An 18,508-nucleotide genomic window follows, 5' to 3' on the forward strand; every position below is an offset into this window, starting at 1 on the left:
CCCGTGACCGAAGCGATCACCACCGACAACCCCGTCCACGACTTCATCGCCAACGCCGTGGCGGAACATCCCGTCGTGCTGTTCATGAAGGGCGTGCCGGACCAGCCGCAGTGCGGCTTCTCGGCCGTGGTGGTGCAGATTCTCGACCACCTCGGCGTCGAGTTCGTCGGCGTCGACATCCTGCAGAACGACGAGCTGCGCCAAGGCATCAAGACGTTCTCCGACTGGCCGACCATCCCGCAGCTCTATGTGAAGGGCGAGTTCGTCGGCGGCTCGGACATCGTCCGCGAGATGTTCCAGAAGGGCGAGCTCAAGACCTTCCTGACCGAACAGGGCGTGCTGGCGGCCTGACGGCCCGATGACGCCGTTCGAGCCGCCCGCCGGGCGGCAGGTCTTCTCGCTGGCCATCGCGCCGCGTCCCGACGACATCGACGTCAACGACCACGTCAACAACGTGGTCTATCTGCGCTGGGCCCAGGACATCGCCACGGCCCACTGGGAAAGCCGCCTCGACGAGGGCGAGCTGGCCGAGTGGGGCTGGGTCGCGCTGCGCCACGAGATCGACTATCGCCGCGCGCTGACGCTGGACGAGACCGCCATGGCCCGCACCTGGGTGGGCGAGCATCGCGGCCCGCGCTTCGTACGGCTGGTGCGGATCGACGGCCCGGACGGCGAGATGTGCGCCCAGGTCCGCTCCGAATGGTGCCTGCTGGACGCGCGCACGCGCCGGCCGGCCCGCGTTCCCCCCTGGATAGCCCAGCGTTTCGACTGAGCCGCCCCGTCAGCGGCCGTGGTCGGCCTCGGCCGCCGCCGGGCAGGTGTCGGCGATGCGGCGGGCGGTGGTGTCGGCCTTGCCGGAGATCGCCAGCCCGTAGAAGCTGGTCTGGATCTGGGCGTCGAGGTGGAAGCTGGTGGGCGTATAGTCGCCCTGTCCCTCGACGGCGATCTGCTGGCCGCCCTTGCTGACGCACTGCCCCTTGAGCTCGATGCGGCCGCCGCTGATCCGCCGGGTCGGATAGGTGCAGGTATAGTGCCGGTTGCTCGGCCCTTCCATGAACTTGGCCACGTCGGCCGGCAGGATGCAGCGGCGCTCGGTCGTGGTGCGGGCCACCGGCGCGGTGACGCGGTCGGTGCTCTCCCAGTAACCGGGCAGGATAGTGTCGGCGGCGATGGCCGGGCCGGCGGCGGCGACCGTGGCCGCCAGGACGAGGAACGCGGTTCGAGGCATGAGGTGATCCGAGGTTTCGCGTGTCAGTTTAGCGGCCAATCAGGCCAAAGCGGGGCGCGCCCGCTTCATTTGGGCGAAGCCTGCACCGGGTTCAACACGAACAGGGGCCGGTTCGGCTCGACGCCCAGCTCGGCGTAGGTGAAGGTCATCTCCGCCTGGGCCGGGGCGAAGCTGCGGCAGATGTCGACCCGGCGGCGGCCGAAGGCGATCGTGGTCTGGCCGAGCCTGCGCTCGACGTAGAAGGCGAAGTCCTCCTTGTGCGTGCAGCCGTTGGAGGCGACGCGAAGGGTCAGGCCCACGGGGTCCGCCGACACGGCGTAGAGCGGCTCCAGCTCCTGAGGCCCCGGCCCTGGTCCAGGCCCTGGTTTCGGCTCCGGCGCCGGCGCCTGGGCTGGGGAAGCCGGGCCGGCGGCCTGGGTCGCGCAGCCCGCCAGCAGCGAAAGTCCGGCGATCAGGAGCAGGCGTCGGTTCATCGGCGCACTCGGCCACAGATCGCCGCGAAAAGCAAAAGGGCCCCGGTCTCCCGGGGCCCTTCGCTGAACTTGGAATTCGGCTTCGCTTACGAAGCGTAGAATTCGACGACCAGGTTCGGCTCCATCTTCACCGGGTACGGCACTTCGGACAGTTCCGGGGCGCGGACGAAGGTGGCCGACAGGTGCTTGGCGTCGACGGTCAGATAGTCCGGGGTTTCACGCTCGGACGAAGCCACGGCTTCCAGCACCAGGGCCATGTTGCGCGAACGCTCGCGGACGCTGACCACGTCGCCGGCCTTCACGCGGTAGGAGGCGATGTTGACGCGCTTGCCGTTCACCAGCACGTGGCCGTGGTTGACGAACTGGCGGGCGGCGAACACGGTCGGCACGAACTTGGCGCGGTAGACCACCGCGTCCAGGCGCGATTCCAGCAGCGCGATCAGGTTTTCCGAGGTGTTGCCCTTGCGGCGGGCGGCCTCGTCATAGGTGCGCGCGAACTGCTTTTCGGTCAGGTTGCCGTAGTAGCCCTTCAGCTTCTGCTTGGCGCGGAGCTGCAGGCCGAAGTCGGAAACCTTGGACTTGCGGCGTTGGCCGTGCTGGCCGGGGCCGTAGGAGCGCTGGTTGACCGGCGACTTCGGCCGGCCCCAGATGTTTTCGCCCATACGGCGGTCGATCTTGTACTTGGCGCTGTGGCGCTTCGACATGCTCTAGCTCTTCATACTCGACACGGGCCGGCGGCTCCCCGAATGGAGCCGCGATCTCAACGGCGGCGCACGTATCACCCGTCATATGCTCTCCGCGCCGCAGGCATGGCCGGCGGCGGGAAAGCGGGGTGTATGACGGTGAAGAGCCTAAGAGTCAATGACTCGGCGGATCGGGCCTTCAGCCGATCGACCAGTCGGCCGGCAAGGTCAACACACGCTCATAGCCGGCGTCGCGGAGCTTGCGGATGGCGGCGAAGACATCCGCATAGCGCGCCTCCCGATCAGCCGTCACATAGACAGGCGTGTTGGCTGTCACGGCGCCGTGCGTCAATGCTCCGACCAGCTGCTCGACGGACTGGAGCGTGCGACGGTCAACGCGCGTATGGCCGTCGGCCTGGACATAGACAAAAAGAGGCTCGCCGGGAGGACCGCAATACAGACTCGTGGCCGGCGACATGCCGACCTTTACAGGCGCTTGCGTGGGGACCGAGACGGCGACGACGACGAATAGGGCGAGCAGAACCGGGACGAACGGCGTCAGATTGATTCCCGCCATCGGTCGCAGAACCGGCCGGTCCCAAGAGGTTCGCATTGGCGAGCTCCCACCCCGTCAGAGCGACACTGACACGAAAAGCCGATGTGGCAAGACTTCGCCGCCAAGCGATCAACAGAGCCGCTCGGCGTGGAAGGCCAGATGGTCGCCGATGAAGGTCGAGATGAAGAAGTAGGAGTGGTCGTAGCCCGGCCGCATCCTCAGACCGACCTTCTGGCCGGCCTTCTCGCAGGCCGCCGCGAACAGGTGCGGCTTCAACTGGCCTTCCAGGAAGCTGTCGGCCTCGCCCTGGTCGATCAGGATGTCGTCGAACCGGTTAAGGCCGACCCCGTCCTCGATCAGCGCCGTGGCGTCGTAGGCGCGCCAGGCGGCGCGGTCGGGACCGAGATAGGCGCTCAGCGCCTTGTGGCCCCAGGGACAGTTCAGCGGCGAGACGATCGGCGCGAAGGCCGAGACCGATTTGAACAGGTCCGGGTTCTTCAGCGCGATGGTCAAGGCGCCGTGGCCGCCCATCGAATGGCCGAATATCCCCCGCCGCGCGCCGTCCAGCGGGAAGGCGCGCTCGGCCGCCGCCAGCAGGTCGCCGACGACGTAGGAATACATGCGGAAATGCGGCGTCCACGGCGCTTGCGTCGCGTCGACATAGAAGCTCGCCCCCTGGCCAAGGTCGTAGGCCGCGTCGTCGGCGACGGCGCTTCCCTGCAGGTCGGGCCCGCGCGGGCTGGTGTCGGGCGCCACCACCGCCAGGCCCAGCTCGGCCGCCCTGGCGTAGGCGCCGGCCTTCACCGTGAAATTGTCCTCGGTGCAGGTCAAGCCCGACAGCCACACCACATAGGGATGCGGCCCCTCGCCCGGCGGCAGGAACGCCGTGAAGCGCATGGCGGTCCCGGTGGCGGCGCTGGCGTGGCGGCAATAGCGCAGCTCGCCGCCATGGACGCGGTGCTGGGCGAGGACTTCGACGGACGACATGCCGGCTCCTTGGACGCGGCCGCAGCGCGCGGCCGACCAAGGCCTATCAGCTGGCGGCGCCGCTGAGGAGACGGCCGGCGATGGCTTTCACCGCCGCCTTGCTTTCCGCCGTCGCGGTCATGTTGGTGAAGACGCCGACGCCGCGCCGCTTGGACGGGTCGAGATAGACGGCGGTGAAGACTCCGTCGTCCCCGCCCCAATGGTTCGGCCGGGTCGCGCCGTCGAGCGGCGAGGCCATCCAGCCCAGCCCCTGGCCGGTCAGCCAGGCCGGCAGGCCGGTTGGCGCCCGCATGTCCAGCATCTGCGCCATGCCGCTCTCGCTGAGGATGCGACGCCCCCTCGCCGCGCCGCCGTTCGCCGAGGCCGCCACGAACGGCATGAAGGCGGCGATCGACGACCGGATCATGCCCGCCGGCCAATCGGGAAAGCTCAAGGGTTCGACCGGCGCGGGGCCGGCGTCCGTCATGTCGTAGTTCTTCGTGCGCAGGGCCGCCGGCGCGGCGTTCGTCGTCCAGGAAATCGGCCCCGCCCCAAGCCTTGCGAAAATCTCCCGGTCGATGCGCCGGCGCAGGTCCACGCCCGCGATCCGCCCGCCCACATAGCCCAGCAGGCTGTAGCCGACGTTGCTGTAGTCGTAGGCCTCGCCGGGCGCCGCCTTGGAGAAGCAGGTCGCGTCGCGAAGCCGGCCGTTCGGCGCCAGATAGCCGCGCACGAGATCGTCCAGGGAAAGGGCCGCATCGCGCCCGCGTTCGCGAAAATCGATCCTGTAGAACGTCTCGTCCGAAATGCTGGAGACATGCGTCAGAAGATGCCGGAACGTGATCGCGGTCGCGGGATGCTCTGGATTGGCCAGGGGGAAATCGAGATAGGGCTGCACCGGCTCGTCCAGGCGCAGCCGTCCCTGATCGGCCAGCTGCATGATCGCCGTGGCGGTCACCGTCTTGGTCACCGACGCGATCGGGAACACGGTCTGGGTCGTGACCGGGCGGCGCCTATCAAGATCGGCGAAGCCGTAGCCCCGCGCCCAGCGCGTTTCGCCGCCCTCGGCCAGCCCGAGGGCCAGGCCGGGAATTCGCGCGCGCCGCATTTGATCGACGACGAACTCGTCGATCTTCGGCCCGCCGCCGCGCGGCGCCGCGCTGGCCGCCCCGCCGAACGCCAAGGCGGCTGCGCCAGTCAGGATGGTGCGCCGCGCCAGCGCCGCGTTTGAAACCGTCGTCTCCGTCATGGCCCTCGCCTCATGCGGCGCCGAGCCGCCAGAAGCGATATATGTAGGCACCTACTAATATGTCAATGAAGCGCCGCGCCGATCCGGTCGCTCCGGATCGCGGCGCGGCCGCTGGCTCAGAACACCACCACCGAGCGGATGCTTGTCCCGGCGTGCATCAGGTCGAAGGCCTCGTTGATGCGGTCCAGCGGCAGGACGTGGGTGATCATCGGGTCGATCTCGATCTTGCCGTCCATGTACCAGTCGACGATCTTCGGCACGTCGGTGCGGCCGCGCGCGCCGCCGAAGGCCGAGCCCTTCCACACCCGGCCGGTGACCAGCTGGAACGGCCGCGTCGAGATTTCCTTGCCGGCCTCGGCCACGCCGATGACGATGCTCTCGCCCCAGCCGCGATGGCAGGCCTCCAGCGCCGTGCGCATGACATTGGTGTTGCCGGTGCAGTCGAAGGTGTAGTCGGCGCCGCCGTCGGTCAGGGCCACCAGATGCGCGACCAGATCGCCCTCGACCTTGGTCGGGTTGACGAAGTGGGTCATGCCGAAGCGGCGGCCCCACTCCTCCTTGCCGTCGTTGATGTCGACGCCGACGATCCTGTCGGCCCCGACCATCTTCAGGCCCTGGATCACGTTGAGGCCGATGCCGCCCAGGCCGAAGACGATGCAGTTGGCGCCGGGCTCGACCTGGGCGGTGTTGACCACCGCGCCGACGCCGGTGGTGACGCCGCAGCCGATGTAGCAGGCCTTGTCGAACGGCGCGTCGGGCCGGATCTTGGCCACAGCGATCTCGGGCAGGACCGTATGGTTGGCGAAGGTCGAACAGCCCATGTAGTGGTGGATCGCCTGGCCCTTGTAGCTGAACCGGCTGGTGCCGTCGGGCATGACGCCCTTGCCCTGGGTGCCGCGGATCGAAGTGCAGAGGTTGGTCTTGCGCGACAGGCAGCTTTTGCACTGGCGGCATTCGGGCGTGTAGAGCGGGATCACGTGGTCGCCCGGCTTGACGCTGGTGACGCCCGGCCCGACCTCCAGCACCACGCCCGCGCCCTCATGCCCCAGGATCGAGGGGAACAGGCCCTCGGAATCCAGCCCGTCCAGGGTGTAGGCGTCGGTGTGGCAGACGCCGGTGGCCTTGATCTCGACCAGCACCTCGCCGGCCTTGGGGCCTTCCAGGTCGACCTCGACGATCTCCAGCGGCTTCTTGGCTTCGAAGGCGACGGCGGCGCGGGTCTTCATGTGAGGCTTCTCCAGAGCGAAACGGCGGGCGCACATTGCCGCCGCTTCGCCCGCCGGGACAAGCCGTCAAAAGCCCCGCCGCCCGGCCTCAGGCCTTGACCACCGCCGGGGCGCGCCAGCGGCCGTCGAGCAATTCGGGACGCGGCAGGTAACAGCGCAGGAACAGGCCGAACGGCCCGCCCTTGGGGGCCGGCAGCCAGTTGGCCGTCCGCTCGCCGCCCGGATCGCCCCGCCCGATCCACAGGTCGACCGAGCCGTCGGCGTTTCGCTTCAGCCCCTGGGTGCGGTCGCCGATGGCGTAGCGGTGCAGGGGGTTGTCGGTGAAGAAGAACTGGCCGTCGGCGGTGCGCTCGTACATCGACAGCGACCAGAACGCGTCCAGCGGCATGCGCGCCGGCAGCGACAGGCGATAGAGGCCGTCGCCGTTGAAGACGCCGGTGTCGTCGTCGCCGGCGGCGCGCAGGTACATCGCCTCGGCGCGCGGCAGGGCGCCCAGCCCGGCCAGGGCCACCGCCGCCCGGTAGATGTAGTCCTGGCCATAGTCGCCGAGATCGGCGCGCGGATAGCTCCAGCCCTGGATGAAGCCGGTCCGCGAGGTCAGCATGTCGAGCAGCGCCTTGGCGTCGGCGACGCCGGCGACGGCCTCGGCCGGCGGCGCGCCGGCGCCGGCGCCGAGCAGCGCGGCCGTGCGGCGCAGGACGGCCGCGTCGGTCGCCGGAGGCGGGTCGGCGGCGAGCAGCCGCCGCGCGCTGTCGAAATAGTCGGCCGGCGCGGCGTTGCGCTCGGCGAAGGCGGCGGGCGGCGTCCCGGCCGGCCCCTTCAGGACGAAGCCGTCCTGCAGGCGATGCACGGCGTCCAGGTCCTGCGGCCCGTCGACGACGATGCGGACCAGCAGCCAGGCGTGCGCCGTCGCCGCCCGCACCACCCCGGGGCCGCCGCCGGCCTGCCCCGGCCCGACGATGGTGAACCGCCCGCCCTGGCCGCCGATGGTGCGGCCGCCCAGCACGGCGTTGTTGTTGGTGTACATGTCCATCAGCGCCGCCGAGTAGTAGCGCTCGCCCATCGGCGGGATGGCCAGGGTCACGGGGCCGGCGGTCAGGTCCAGCCAGGCTATGGAATAGAGGGTGTCGTTGTTTGGCGTGGTCACGCCGACGCCATGATGGTCGATCAGGGCGCGGGCGTGGTTGAAGCGGTTCTGACCCTGGCCGCCGGACAGGTGGCGCTTGCGGGTGGTGGCCATCTCGATCAGCGGCAGGCTGTAGAGCCAGGCGTCGCGGGCCGCCGTGCGGGCGTCGGGCGCGGCTTGCACGCTCGCGGCGACGGCCGAGGCGAGCGGGGCGAGGCCCGACGCGGCCGCGACGCCGGCGCCGATCATGAGGCTTCTCCGGTTCATGTTCCCCTCCAGTAACATTCTGAAGGGAGCATGACCCGGCCCCGGCCTGGGATCAAGCCGGATCGTCGCCCTTGCGCTTGGCGGCCAGCTTTTCCAGCACCTTGCCCCGGCCGCGCGACAGGGCGGTGATCACCCCGCGGAAGGTGCGCGCCTCCTGGTCGGTGAAGCGGGCGCGGCTGAGGGCCACGCGCAGGTTGCGCACCATCGAGGCTTTCTTCTCCGGCGGATGGAAGAAGCCCGCCGCCTCCAGCTCGCCCTCCAGATGCTCGTAGAGGCCGATCATCATCGCCTGGTCGGCCGGCGGATCGCCCTCGCGGAACTTGGGCGGCGGGGCGTTGGTCACGGTCGTCCGCCACTCGTAGGCGGTCAGGGCCACCGCCTGGGCCAGGTTCAGCGAATGGAAGCGCGGATCGATGGGGATGGTGACGATGCCCTGGCTGAGGGCGATGTCATTGGTCTCCAGCCCGGCCCGCTCGCCGCCGTAAAGCAGGCCCGTGGCCAGGCCCTGGGCGGCGGCGGCGTTCAGTTCGGCCGCCGCCTCGCGCGGGGTCAGCACCGGCAGCTGGGTCTCGCGCGGCCGCGCCGTGGTCGCATAGAGCAGGCGCAGGTCGGCGACGGCGTCCTCCAGCCGCTCGAACACCTTGGCCCCGTCCAGCGGCCAGTTGGCGCCCGAGGCGCTGGCCCAGGCGCGGTCCTGCGGCCAACCGTCGCGCGGCCGCACCAGCCGCAGGTCGGCGAGGCCGAAATTGGCCATCACGCGGGCCACCGAGCCGATGTTCTCGGCCAGCTGCGGCTCGTTGAGGATGACGACGGGGGGCGCAAGTTCGGTCATTGCGGCGGTATAGGCCGTCCGCGCCACGGCGACAAAGGCTCAGCGACGGCCGGTCGAGCGGGCGCCCCTGCGGCCCGCGTCCGGCCGGCCGCGGATTTCACGGTTGACACAAGTTTGCAACTTCTTATGAGAAGCATTCTCAATTTGCCGAGAAAGACCATCCATGTCGCCGCGTTCGCTTCGCCGTCTCCTGTTCGCCGCCGCCGGCCTGATGGCGCTGGCGCCGGCCGCCGAAGCGCTCGCCGAGGAGTCCGGGCTGGTGTCCGAGCTGACGGTGACGGCCCGCCGCGACGGCTACGCGGCCGTCAACACCAGCGCCGCCAAGATCGACGCCCCCCTGCGCGACATCCCCCAGACCATCGACGTGGTCGGCGAGGCCCTGATCCGCGACCAGCGGGCGCTGTCGATCCAGGACGTCCTGAAGAACGTGCCCGGCGTCGGCTTCTCCACCGGCGACGGCCAGCGCGACCAGGTGTCGATCCGCGGCTTCTCGGCCATCGCCGACCAGTTCGTCGACGGCGTCCGCGACGACGCCCTCTATTTCCGCGACCTGTCCAACGTCGAGCGGATCGAAGTAATTAAGGGCCCGGCCTCGGTGCTGTTCGGGCGCGGCTCGTCCGGCGGCCTGATCAACCGCGTGACCAAGAAGCCGGGGCCGGACCTGACCGCCTTCGCCGTCAGCTATGGCGGCTGGTCGGACGGCCGCTTCGAGATGGACCTCGGCCGCGCCTTCGAGGCGCAGCACGCCGCCCTGCGGCTGACCGGAGCGATCGAGCGTTCGGACAGCTATCGCGACCAACAGTTCCTGCGGCGCGAGGCCCTGGCCCCCTCGGCCTCGTTCAGCCTGGGCGAGAACACCACCCTGCTGGTTCAGGCCGATTATCTGCGCGACAGGCGCGTCACCGACTTCGGCGTGCCCGCCTATCAGGGCCGGCCGGTCAAGGTCCCGGCCAGCGCCTATTACGGCGCCGCCAACGGCCGCTATGTCGACACCAGCGAAAGCCGGGTCTACTCGACCACCGCCACCCTGACGCACCGCTTCAGCGACACGCTCAGCTTCCGCAACGCCTTCCGCTACTACGACTACACCCTGGCGCGGTACAACACCCTGCCCGGGACGGTGAACGAGGCCGCCCTGACCGTCAGCCTCAACCGCTCCAACGTCGCGCGGGCCGAGCACGGCTGGTTCGACCAGGCCGAACTGACCCAGGAGCTGACCCTGGCCGGGGTCCGCAACACCATCCTCTACGGCGTCGAGGTCGGCCGCCAGTCCAAGGGCCTGATCAGCTATTCGCGCAACAACGTCGCCACCGTGGCCCTGTTCAATCCGGTGCTTCCGTTCCTGGACCGCGAGGTCGGCGGCCCGCGCAGCGCCGACAGCGTCAGCACCTTCGACACCGTGGGCGTCTACGCGCAGGACATGATCTCGCTGGGCGAGCACTGGAAGGCGCTGGTCGGCGTACGCTACGACCGCTTCGAACAGGACACCGACCAGCGCCTGCCCGGCCAGCCCAGCCTGTCGCGCACCGACCGCAACTGGAGCCCGCGCGTCGGCGGCGTCTGGCAGCCGACCGAGGGGCAGTCCTACTATGTCTCGTGGAGCCGCTCGTTCCAGCCGTCGGGCGAAGCCTTCGCCCTGGCCGCCAGCAACGCCGACATCGCCCCGGAAGAGACCACCAACACCGAGGCCGGCGGCAAGTTCAGCTTCCTCGGCGGCCGGGCCGGCGCGACCGTGTCGGTGTTCCGGCTGGAACGCACCGGCATGAAGATCACCGACCCGATCAGCCTGCGCGTCCTGCCCATCGGCACGCAACGCACCGACGGCGTCGAGCTGACCGGGAACCTCAACCTCGGGAACGGCTGGAACGCGGTGGCCGGCTACGCCTATCTCGACGCCACGGTGACCAAGTCCGTGGCCAAGGACGCCGGCCAGTTCGTGCAGGGCAAGCGCGCCACCATCACCCCCGAGCACAGCGCCAACGTCTGGCTGACCAAGGATTTCAGCGGCGACTTCGGCTTCGGCCTGGGCGCCAACTATGTCGGCGACCGCTTCGCCAACCCCGGGAACACCGTGACCCTGCCGGCCTATGCGACGGTCGACGCCATGGCCTGGCGCCGGTTCGGGCCGGTGGTGGCGCAGCTCAACCTCACCAACCTGTTCGACCGCGGCTATATCGTCTCCGGCCACGGTTCGAGCCCGAACCTCAACCTGCCCGGCGCGCCGCGCGCGGCGATGGTCACGCTGCGCTACGCCATGCCGTGACGCGGCGGGGAGCGGGGCGTTCGCCCGCCCCACCTTCCCCGTTCGCCCGCAACCGTCTATAGCCCTGCCGTCCGCGCGCCCGACGGCCCTGTGCGCCGCCGCGGCCTGCGCCCCTCAACGGGAGCCCCGTACAGCCTATGGCCAAGATCAAAGTCGCCAACCCCGTCGTCGACATGGACGGCGACGAAATGACCCGCATCATCTGGAAGCTCATCAAGGATAAGCTGATCTTCCCGTACCTCGACCTCGAGCTGGACTACTACGACCTCAGCATCGAGAACCGCGACGCCACCGACGACCAGGTGACCATCGACGCGGCCGAGGCGACCAAGAAGCACGGCGTCGCCGTCAAGTGCGCGACCATCACCCCCGACGAAGCGCGGGTGAAGGAATTCAGCCTGAAGAAGATGTGGAAGTCGCCGAACGGCACCATCCGCAACATCCTGGGCGGCGTCATCTTCCGCGAGCCGATCATCTGCCAGAACGTGCCGCGCCTGGTGCCGGGCTGGACCCAGCCGATCATCGTCGGCCGCCACGCCTTCGGCGACCAGTACCGCGCCACCGACTTCCTGTTCCCCGGCAAGGGAAAGCTGAGCATCAAGTTCGTCGGCGAGGACGGCCAGGTCATCGAGCACGAGGTCTACGACGCGCCGGGCTCGGGCGTGGCCATGGCCATGTACAACCTCGACGACTCGATCCGCGACTTCGCCCACGCCAGCTTCGCCTACGGCCTGGCCCGCAAGTACCCGGTGTACCTGTCGACCAAGAACACCATCCTCAAGGCCTATGACGGGCGCTTCAAGGACATCTTCCAGGAAATCTACGACGCCGAGTACAAGGCCAAGTTCGAGGAGCTGGGCCTGCACTACGAGCACCGCCTGATCGACGACATGGTCGCCTCGGCGCTGAAGTGGTCGGGCGGCTACGTCTGGGCCTGCAAGAACTACGACGGCGACGTGCAGTCGGACATCGTCGCCCAGGGCTTCGGCTCGCTGGGCCTGATGACCTCGGTGCTGATGACCCCGGACGGCAAGACCGTCGAGGCCGAGGCCGCCCACGGCACCGTCACCCGCCACTACCGCCAGCACCAGAAGGGCGAGAGCACCTCGACCAACTCGATCGCCTCGATCTTCGCCTGGACCCGTGGCCTCGCCCACCGCGCCAAGCTGGACGACAACGCCGAACTGGCCCAGTTCGCCGCCACCCTGGAGAAGGTCTGCATCGACACCGTCGAGGCCGGCTTCATGACCAAGGACCTGGCGCTGCTGGTCGGCGACAAGCAGGGCTGGCTGACCACCGAGGGCTTCCTCGACAAGGTCGACGAGAACCTGAAGAAGGCCATGGCTGCGGCCTGAGCCGCCGTCCGACCCGATTTCGCCGCAAGGACGTGATCGACAAATCCCCGCCGGGCGACCCCGGCGGGGATTTTTGCGTTTAGGACCTATGAAAACTTCGATCCGGCCCGGGCGGCCTGTCCTGCTCGCCGTCCTCGCCCTGGCCACCCCGGCCCTGACCGCCCTTCCCTTGGCCGCCCTTCCCTTGGCCGCCGGCTTCGACGCGCGCGCCGCCGAGCCGTCCGCCCAACCCGCCCAGGCGGCGTCGCCGGTCGAGATCCGTGACGGCCTGGTGTTCGTGCAAGCCTCGATCGGCGACGCCGGCCCCGCCCTCTTCCTGTTCGACACCGGCGCGGGCGCCAGCGTCGTCGACCCGGCCTACGCCCGTCGGGCCGGACTGGCGGCGGCCGGCTCCATCGGCGTCAACACCGGCGGCCGCCGCGAGGACCGCGCCGACCAGGCCGCCCCCGCCGACCTGACGCTGGGCGGCGTTAGGGCCAGGGTCGAGCCGGTGATCCTCAGCCTGGACGCCATCGGCCGCCAGCTCGGCCGGCCCCTGGCCGGGGTGGTCGGCGCCGACTTCATGCAGGGCTTCACCGTCACCATCGACTATCCGCGCGGACGCCTGACCCTGACGCGCGGCGGCCGGCTGTCGCCGCGCGACCCCGGCGTGGTTCCGGTGCGCATCGCCCCCTATCCCTTCGTCGAGGCCGAGGCGCGGCTGGGCGAGCGGCGGCTGTTCGGCGAGTTCCAGATCGACACCGGCTCGGACACCGCCGTCGAGATCCATCGCCCCCGCGCCGACGAGGCCTTCGGCCGCGCCGCCGGCCGGCCGAGCCTGGGCATGACCGTGGCCGGGGTGCATCCCCAGCGCCTGGGCCGGCTCGACGACCTCACGGTCGGCGCCGTCCGCCTCGGGACGCTGTCGGCCAACTTCGCCGCCGAGACCCGGCCCAACGGCGCGGGGGCCGGCTACGCCGGCCTCATCGGCGGCCCGGCCTTTAGGGGCCAGGTCCTGACCATCGACTTCCCCGACGGCCTGATGCGCCTGCGCCCGGCCGCGGTCGCGACCGCGACCGACTGACGCCCGCCACGCCGGTCGCCCGCGCGATAAAACTCGCGTGAATGGTCTAAAATTCCCGCTTAACGCGAATTTTAATGCTACATGCTGGCCGGGCGGCGACAGCCGCTCTCAACCATGGAGGGAACAATGTCCACTACGGTTACGTTGAACGTGTTCTCTGGTCGCCCCAACCCGACATTCCAACTGGACGACAAGCAATCGGACGAACTCGCGGAGCGCCTCAAGGGCCTTCAGAGCTTCACCGAGCAGCGGCCGTCCGGCGCGTTCGGCGGTTTGGGCTATCGGGGCTTTTCAGTGTCCCGTTCCCATACGCACCCCGAAGGCGCGCTGGACCTCAGGGTGCATGAGGGCATCGTCGAGCAGGGCCTCCACGCGGCCAACCTGACCGACGAGGCCGAGCTCGAGCACTGGCTGGCGCAGTTGGCCCAGCCGCATCTGACGCCCGAGGTCGCCGAGCATCTGAGCCAGGTCCTGCAGCCCGCCAACCGGCTGCGCTTCCCATTTCCGCCGCTGAAGCTGGCCTGCCCGGCCAACCACGCCCACGACGCCCCGGCCTACAATCCGGGCCTGTGGAACGTGCCGTCCGTCCAGCCGCACAACAACTGCTACAACTACGCGAACAACCAGATCACCAACACCTTCGCCCAGCCGGGCCGCGCCACCGGCCACCAGGCCACGGTGATGGCCTGCCCCAACGTCCAGGCCGGCGCCACGTCGGACGGCCTGCACGCCACGCCCAACTTCTCGGCGCCCCTGGCCGCCGGCCAGGGCTGGTACGTCGCCCTGGTGATCTGGCCGAACACCGACTACCACTGGTATCGCCAGGACAACGTCGGCTGCTGGTCGCACAAGCCGGGCCAGACGGCGGCGCGCAACGTCGACAACGCCGGCCACGCGATCTCGGACCCCAGGACCTGCAACCGCGGTCCCTACACCGTGTTCTGCACCTATATGGTCACCAAGAAGGGCGTCCACATCCGCTGACGCCCGCGGGAGGCGCCCATGACGCCGACGGTCGAGATCCATGTCGAGCTGGACCTGTTCTCCGGCCGTCCAAACCCGACCTGGGCGTTGCAAGGGCCGCCGGCGATCGAGTTGCTCCGGCGGCTCGACGCGGTCGGCGGTCCGTCCCCCGCCCCCGCCGAGGCCCCCGACCGGCTGGGCTATCGCGGCTTCGTCCTCAGCATCGAGGACAAGGGCGTCAAGCGCACGTGGCGGGTGGGCGACGGCGTGGTGCGGACCAGCGGCAAGGCCTACGCCGACCCGGGCGGTCGGATCGAGCAGGGCCTGATCGCCGCCACGCCGGCCGAGTTCCGCAAACTGATCCCTTGAGCGCCGTCCGTCCCCCGGTCGGGCGGCTCTTCTTTCCCTTTTCCGGCGGCCGGTCTAGCACAGGCGCATGGACGTCCTCAGCCGCATCGCGCCGTTCTTCCTGCTCATCGCCTGCGGCGTCGTCGCGGCCCGGGCCCGGGTGGTCGACGCCGGCGCGGCCAGGGCCCTGTCGACCTATGTGTTCTGGATCGCCTTTCCCGCCCTGCTGATCCACGGCCTGGAAAGCGCGCCCATCCCCGACGCGGCGACGGCCAAGGGGTTGGCCGCCTACGGCCTCGGCCAGTGCGCCGCCCTCGCCACGCCCCTGGTCGTCGGCCGCCTCCTCGGCTGGCCGAGGGCCGCCAGGGCCGGCGCGGCCATGGCGGCCGGGGTCGGCAACACCGCCTTTCTGGGCGCGCCCCTGGCCGTCTCGCTGCTCGGGCCGGCGGCGGGCGCGCCGGCGGCGGCGATGGTGGCCATCGACTTCACCGTCATCCTGGCCCTGGCCACCGCCGGCCTGCATGGGGCGGCCCACGACGCCGCCCATGACGCGACCCTGCCGCGGCGGATTCTGCGCACCCTGGCCAACCCGTTGGTCGGCGCGGCGGCGGTCGGCGTGGGGTTGAGCGCGCTGCGCCTCGCCCCGCCCGAGCCGATCGACCGCGCCCTGGGCCTGCTCGCCGCCACCGCCAGTCCGGTCGGGCTCGTCGCCCTGGGCGTGGTGGTCGGCGCCGAGTTCGGTCGTCCCCGAGGCGTCGAGGCGACGGCGGAAGGCCCGGCCGTGGCCCTGGTCATGGCCGTCCGCCTCGTCGCCGCGCCGGCGCTGATCTGGCTGCTCACCGGCCTGGCGGGCGCCGATCCCGGCTTCCGCGCCGTCGCCGTCCTGCTCGCCGCCTGCCCCACCGCCGTCAGCGTCTTCATCCAGACCCGCACGCTCGGGGTGTTCGCCCATGGCGGGGCCCTGGCGGTGATCGCCACCTCCATGGCCTCGGCGCTCACCCTGACCGGCCTCGCCTTCCTGCTCGCCCATCGCTGATAACGGCGTGATGATCGGCTTCCGCGCCCCGTCGCAGGCCGAGGTCCAGGCCGCCCACGCCGCGGCCCTGGCCAACGGCGGCTCGGACGAGGGCGCGCCCGGATTCCGGCCGGCGGACTCGACCGACTTCTACGGCGCCTATATGCGCGACCCGACCGGCAACAAGATCGCCGTCTATTGCCGCAACGGCGGCTGATCCGAGGATCAGCCCGCCAGCCCGGCCCGGACGGCGGCGACGCCGTCCTCGGCCTTGGCGGCGTCCGGAGCGCCGCCCTGGGCGAAGTCGGCGCGGCCGCCGGCGCCCTGGCCGCCCATGGCCTGCACGGCCGCGCGCGCCAGGGCGGCGGCGTCGAAGCGTCCGGTTAGGTCGGGCGTCACCGCCACCGTCACCGCCGCCTTGCCGTCGGCGACCCCGACCAGGGCCACCACGCCGGAACTGATCTGCTTCTTGAAGTCCTCGGCGATGGGGCGCAGCTCCTTGCCGCCGACGCCGTCGAGCACCCGGCCGATGAACTTGACGCCGCCGATCTCCTCGGGCGCCGCCGCGCCGCCGGAGCCGCCGCCCAGGGCCAGCTGTTTCTTGGCGTCGGCCAGGTCCTTCTCCAGCTTGCGGCGTTCGGCGATCAACGCGTCGACGCGCCCCTGGACCTCGGCGACCGGCGTCTTGAACTGGTCGGCCAGCGCCTTGGCCACGCCCGCCTGCTCCAGCAGGAAGCGCCGCGCCGGCTCGCCGGTCAGGGCCTCGACCCGACGCACGCCGGCCGCGACGCCTTGTTCCGAGACGATCTTGAACAGGGCGATGTCGCCGGTGCGGGCGACGTGGGTGCCGCCGCACAGCTCGACCGAATAGGCGCCGTCGCCTTGCAGCGCGCGGCCCAGGGTCAGGACGCGGACGCTATCGCCATACTTTTCGCCGAACAGCGCCACCGCGCCGGCTTCGATGGCCGCTTCCGGGGCCATCTCCTCGGTGCGCGCCGGGATGTTCTGACGGATCACCGCGTTGACCTCGGCCTCGATGCGGTCGAGCTCGTCGGCGGTCAGCGGGCCGGAATGGGCGAAGTCGAAACGCATGCGCTCGCCGTCGACCATCTGGCCCTTCTGCGCCACATGGGCGCCGAGGACGTTGCGCAGCGCCGCGTGCACCAGGTGGGCGGCCGAATGGTTGGCGCGGGTGCGGACACGACGCTCGGCGTCGACCGTCAGCCGCGCGCCGTCGCCAAGGCGCAACGCGCCGGCGACGATCTTCACGGTATGGACGTGCAGGTCGCCGGCCTGCTTCTGGGTGTCGAGCACCTCGCCCTCGCCGCCGTCCCAGGCCACCTGGCCCAGGTCCCCGGCCTGGCCGCCGCTTTCGGCGTAGAACGGGGTGCGGTCGAACACCGCCTGCACGGTCTGGCCGGCCTCGGCCGCATCGACCTCGGCGCCGTCGCGCACGATGGCCAACGCCTCGCCGGTCGCCTCGACGCCGTCGTAACCGGTGAAGACCGTCGGCCCGAGGCGGTCGCGGATGGCGAACCATTCGGCGGCCTGGGCCTGCTGGCCCGAGCCCGCCCAGTTTTCGCGGGCCATCTGGCGCTGGCGGTCCATGGCGGCGTCGAAGCCGTCGGTGTCGACGGTCAGGCCCTTGGCGCGCACCGCGTCCTGGGTCAGGTCGAGCGGGAAGCCGTAGGTGTCGTAGAGCTTGAACGCCGTCTCGCCGGGCAGCACGCCGCCCGAGGACAGGCCGGCGACGGCCTCGTCCAGCAGGGTCATGCCCCGGCCCAGGGTGCGACGGAAGCGCTCTTCCTCCTGACGCAGGGTCTCGACGATCAGCGCCTCGGCGCGGCGCAGTTCGGGATAGGCGCCGCCCATCTCGGCGACCAGGGTCGGCGCCAGGCGGTGCATCAAGGGCTCCTGCGCGCCCAGCAGATGGGCGTGGCGCATGGCGCGGCGCATGATCCGGCGCAGCACGTAGCCGCGCCCCTCGTTCGACGGGCCGACGCCGTCGGCGATCAGGAAGCAGCTCGAGCGCAGGTGGTCGGCGATCACCCGGTGCGAGGGCGTGCGCTCGCCCTCGGCCTTGACCCCGGTCAGCTCGACGCTGGCGGCGATCAGCGTCTTGAACAGGTCGATGTCGTAGTTGTCGTGCACGCCCTGCATCACGGCTGCGATGCGCTCCAGGCCCATGCCGGTGTCGATCGACGGCTTGGGCAGCGCCAGACGCGAGCCGTCCGGCTGCTGGTCGAACTGCATGAAGACCAGGTTCCAGATCTCGATGAACCGGTCGCCGTCCTCGTCCGGGCTGCCGGGCGGCCCGCCGGGAATGCCCTCGCCGTGGTCGTAGAAGATTTCCGAGCACGGGCCGCACGGGCCGGTGTCGCCCATCGACCAGAAATTGTCCGAGGTGCCGATGCGGATGATGCGGTCGTCGGCGAGGCCGGCGATCTTCCTCCACAGGCCATGGGCCTCGTCGTCGCTGGCATAGACCGTGACCAGCAGCTTGTCCTTCGGCAGGGCGAAGTCCTTGGTCAGCAGCGTCCAGGCCAGCTCGATCGCGCGCTCCTTGAAGTAGTCGCCGAACGAGAAGTTGCCGAGCATCTCGAAGAACGTGTGATGGCGGGCGGTGTAGCCGACGTTGTCGAGATCGTTGTGCTTGCCGCCGGCCCGCACGCACTTCTGCGACGAGGTCGCCCGTGGCCCCGGCGGCGTCTCGGCCCCGGTGAACACGTTCTTGAACGGCACCATGCCGGCGTTGACGAACAGCAGCGTCGGGTCGCTCTGCGGAACCAGGGGCGCGGACTGGACGACGGCGTGCTGGTTGTCGCCGAAATAGCCCAGGAAGGCGCTGCGGATTTCGTTCAGGCTGGGCATCGAGGCTCCGGCGGGGCGTGGGGA

19 protein-coding genes are annotated in these 18,508 nt (G+C 70.3%); 9 read left to right on the plus strand and 10 right to left on the minus strand.

What is annotated here, in order from left to right:
- Positions 1 to 3: 3 nt before the first annotated feature.
- Positions 4 to 351: a Grx4 family monothiol glutaredoxin gene (gene grxD / locus C5708_RS08035; RefSeq protein WP_242919729.1), complete on the plus strand. Its 348-nt coding sequence runs from the start codon at positions 4 to 6 to the stop codon at positions 349 to 351.
- Between the two features lie 7 nt (positions 352 to 358).
- A complete protein-coding gene (locus C5708_RS08040; RefSeq protein ID WP_242919731.1) occupies positions 359 to 772 on the plus strand; it encodes a thioesterase family protein in 414 nt (137 codons plus the stop codon).
- A gap of 9 nt (positions 773 to 781) precedes the next feature.
- Here the strand turns inward: C5708_RS08040 and C5708_RS08045 are convergent, their stop codons facing one another.
- From C5708_RS08045 to C5708_RS08085, 9 genes are all read right to left on the minus strand, one after another.
- A complete protein-coding gene (locus tag C5708_RS08045) occupies positions 782 to 1,228 on the minus strand; it encodes a DUF3617 family protein (protein ID WP_242919733.1) in 447 nt (148 codons plus the stop codon).
- Between the two features lie 65 nt (positions 1,229 to 1,293).
- Positions 1,294 to 1,701, minus strand: coding sequence for a hypothetical protein (locus C5708_RS08050; RefSeq protein WP_242919735.1), 408 nt, complete (start codon positions 1,699 to 1,701; stop codon positions 1,294 to 1,296).
- A gap of 86 nt (positions 1,702 to 1,787) precedes the next feature.
- Positions 1,788 to 2,405: a 30S ribosomal protein S4 gene (gene rpsD / locus C5708_RS08055; RefSeq protein ID WP_242919744.1), complete on the minus strand. Its 618-nt coding sequence runs from the start codon at positions 2,403 to 2,405 to the stop codon at positions 1,788 to 1,790.
- Between the two features lie 178 nt (positions 2,406 to 2,583).
- A complete protein-coding gene (locus tag C5708_RS08060) occupies positions 2,584 to 2,997 on the minus strand; it encodes a biopolymer transporter ExbD (protein ID WP_242919746.1) in 414 nt (137 codons plus the stop codon).
- A gap of 72 nt (positions 2,998 to 3,069) precedes the next feature.
- Positions 3,070 to 3,927, minus strand: a complete 858-nt coding sequence (gene fghA, locus C5708_RS08065; protein ID WP_242919748.1) for an S-formylglutathione hydrolase — start codon at positions 3,925 to 3,927, stop codon at positions 3,070 to 3,072.
- A 46-nt stretch (positions 3,928 to 3,973) separates the two neighbouring features.
- Positions 3,974 to 5,155 (minus strand): serine hydrolase domain-containing protein, encoded by a 1,182-nt coding sequence (locus C5708_RS08070; protein WP_242919750.1) that lies wholly within the window; start codon positions 5,153 to 5,155, stop codon positions 3,974 to 3,976.
- Between the two features lie 116 nt (positions 5,156 to 5,271).
- Positions 5,272 to 6,381: an S-(hydroxymethyl)glutathione dehydrogenase/class III alcohol dehydrogenase gene (locus C5708_RS08075; protein WP_242919752.1), complete on the minus strand. Its 1,110-nt coding sequence runs from the start codon at positions 6,379 to 6,381 to the stop codon at positions 5,272 to 5,274.
- A gap of 88 nt (positions 6,382 to 6,469) precedes the next feature.
- Positions 6,470 to 7,774 (minus strand): DUF1254 domain-containing protein, encoded by a 1,305-nt coding sequence (locus C5708_RS08080; RefSeq protein WP_242919754.1) that lies wholly within the window; start codon positions 7,772 to 7,774, stop codon positions 6,470 to 6,472.
- Positions 7,775 to 7,826: 52 nt separating this feature from the next.
- On the minus strand, positions 7,827 to 8,606 hold the full coding sequence (locus C5708_RS08085) for an RNA methyltransferase (RefSeq protein WP_242919756.1): 780 nt from the start codon (positions 8,604 to 8,606) through the stop codon (positions 7,827 to 7,829).
- A gap of 163 nt (positions 8,607 to 8,769) precedes the next feature.
- Between C5708_RS08085 and C5708_RS08090 the strand changes: the two genes are divergently transcribed.
- The 7 genes from C5708_RS08090 to C5708_RS08120 all read left to right on the plus strand — a co-directional run bounded on the left by C5708_RS08090 (position 8,770) and on the right by C5708_RS08120 (position 15,830).
- Positions 8,770 to 10,869, plus strand: coding sequence for a TonB-dependent siderophore receptor (locus C5708_RS08090; protein WP_242919758.1), 2,100 nt, complete (start codon positions 8,770 to 8,772; stop codon positions 10,867 to 10,869).
- Between the two features lie 137 nt (positions 10,870 to 11,006).
- Positions 11,007 to 12,224, plus strand: coding sequence for an NADP-dependent isocitrate dehydrogenase (locus tag C5708_RS08095; protein ID WP_242919760.1), 1,218 nt, complete (start codon positions 11,007 to 11,009; stop codon positions 12,222 to 12,224).
- A gap of 88 nt (positions 12,225 to 12,312) precedes the next feature.
- Positions 12,313 to 13,287, plus strand: coding sequence for an aspartyl protease family protein (locus tag C5708_RS08100; RefSeq protein ID WP_242919762.1), 975 nt, complete (start codon positions 12,313 to 12,315; stop codon positions 13,285 to 13,287).
- Positions 13,288 to 13,413: 126 nt separating this feature from the next.
- Positions 13,414 to 14,271 (plus strand): hypothetical protein, encoded by an 858-nt coding sequence (locus C5708_RS08105; RefSeq protein WP_242919764.1) that lies wholly within the window; start codon positions 13,414 to 13,416, stop codon positions 14,269 to 14,271.
- 18 nt (positions 14,272 to 14,289) lie between these two features.
- Positions 14,290 to 14,619, plus strand: a complete 330-nt coding sequence (locus C5708_RS08110; RefSeq protein WP_242919765.1) for a hypothetical protein — start codon at positions 14,290 to 14,292, stop codon at positions 14,617 to 14,619.
- A gap of 67 nt (positions 14,620 to 14,686) precedes the next feature.
- A complete protein-coding gene (locus tag C5708_RS08115; protein WP_242919767.1) occupies positions 14,687 to 15,634 on the plus strand; it encodes an AEC family transporter in 948 nt (315 codons plus the stop codon).
- Positions 15,635 to 15,644: 10 nt separating this feature from the next.
- The gene (locus C5708_RS08120; RefSeq protein ID WP_242919769.1) at positions 15,645 to 15,830 is read left to right on the plus strand and encodes a hypothetical protein; all 186 of its coding nucleotides are present in this window, start codon (positions 15,645 to 15,647) and stop codon (positions 15,828 to 15,830) included.
- 8 nt (positions 15,831 to 15,838) lie between these two features.
- Here C5708_RS08120 and alaS read toward each other — a convergent pair whose 3' ends face one another.
- Positions 15,839 to 18,484 carry an alanine--tRNA ligase gene (gene alaS, locus C5708_RS08125; protein ID WP_242919771.1) on the minus strand — a complete coding sequence of 882 codons (2,646 nt, stop codon included), beginning with the start codon at positions 18,482 to 18,484 and terminating at the stop codon, positions 15,839 to 15,841.
- Positions 18,485 to 18,508 lie beyond the last annotated feature (24 nt).

The organism is Caulobacter sp. CCUG 60055, assembly GCF_022750545.1.
Classification (GTDB): Bacteria; Pseudomonadota; Alphaproteobacteria; order Caulobacterales; family Caulobacteraceae; genus PUIC01.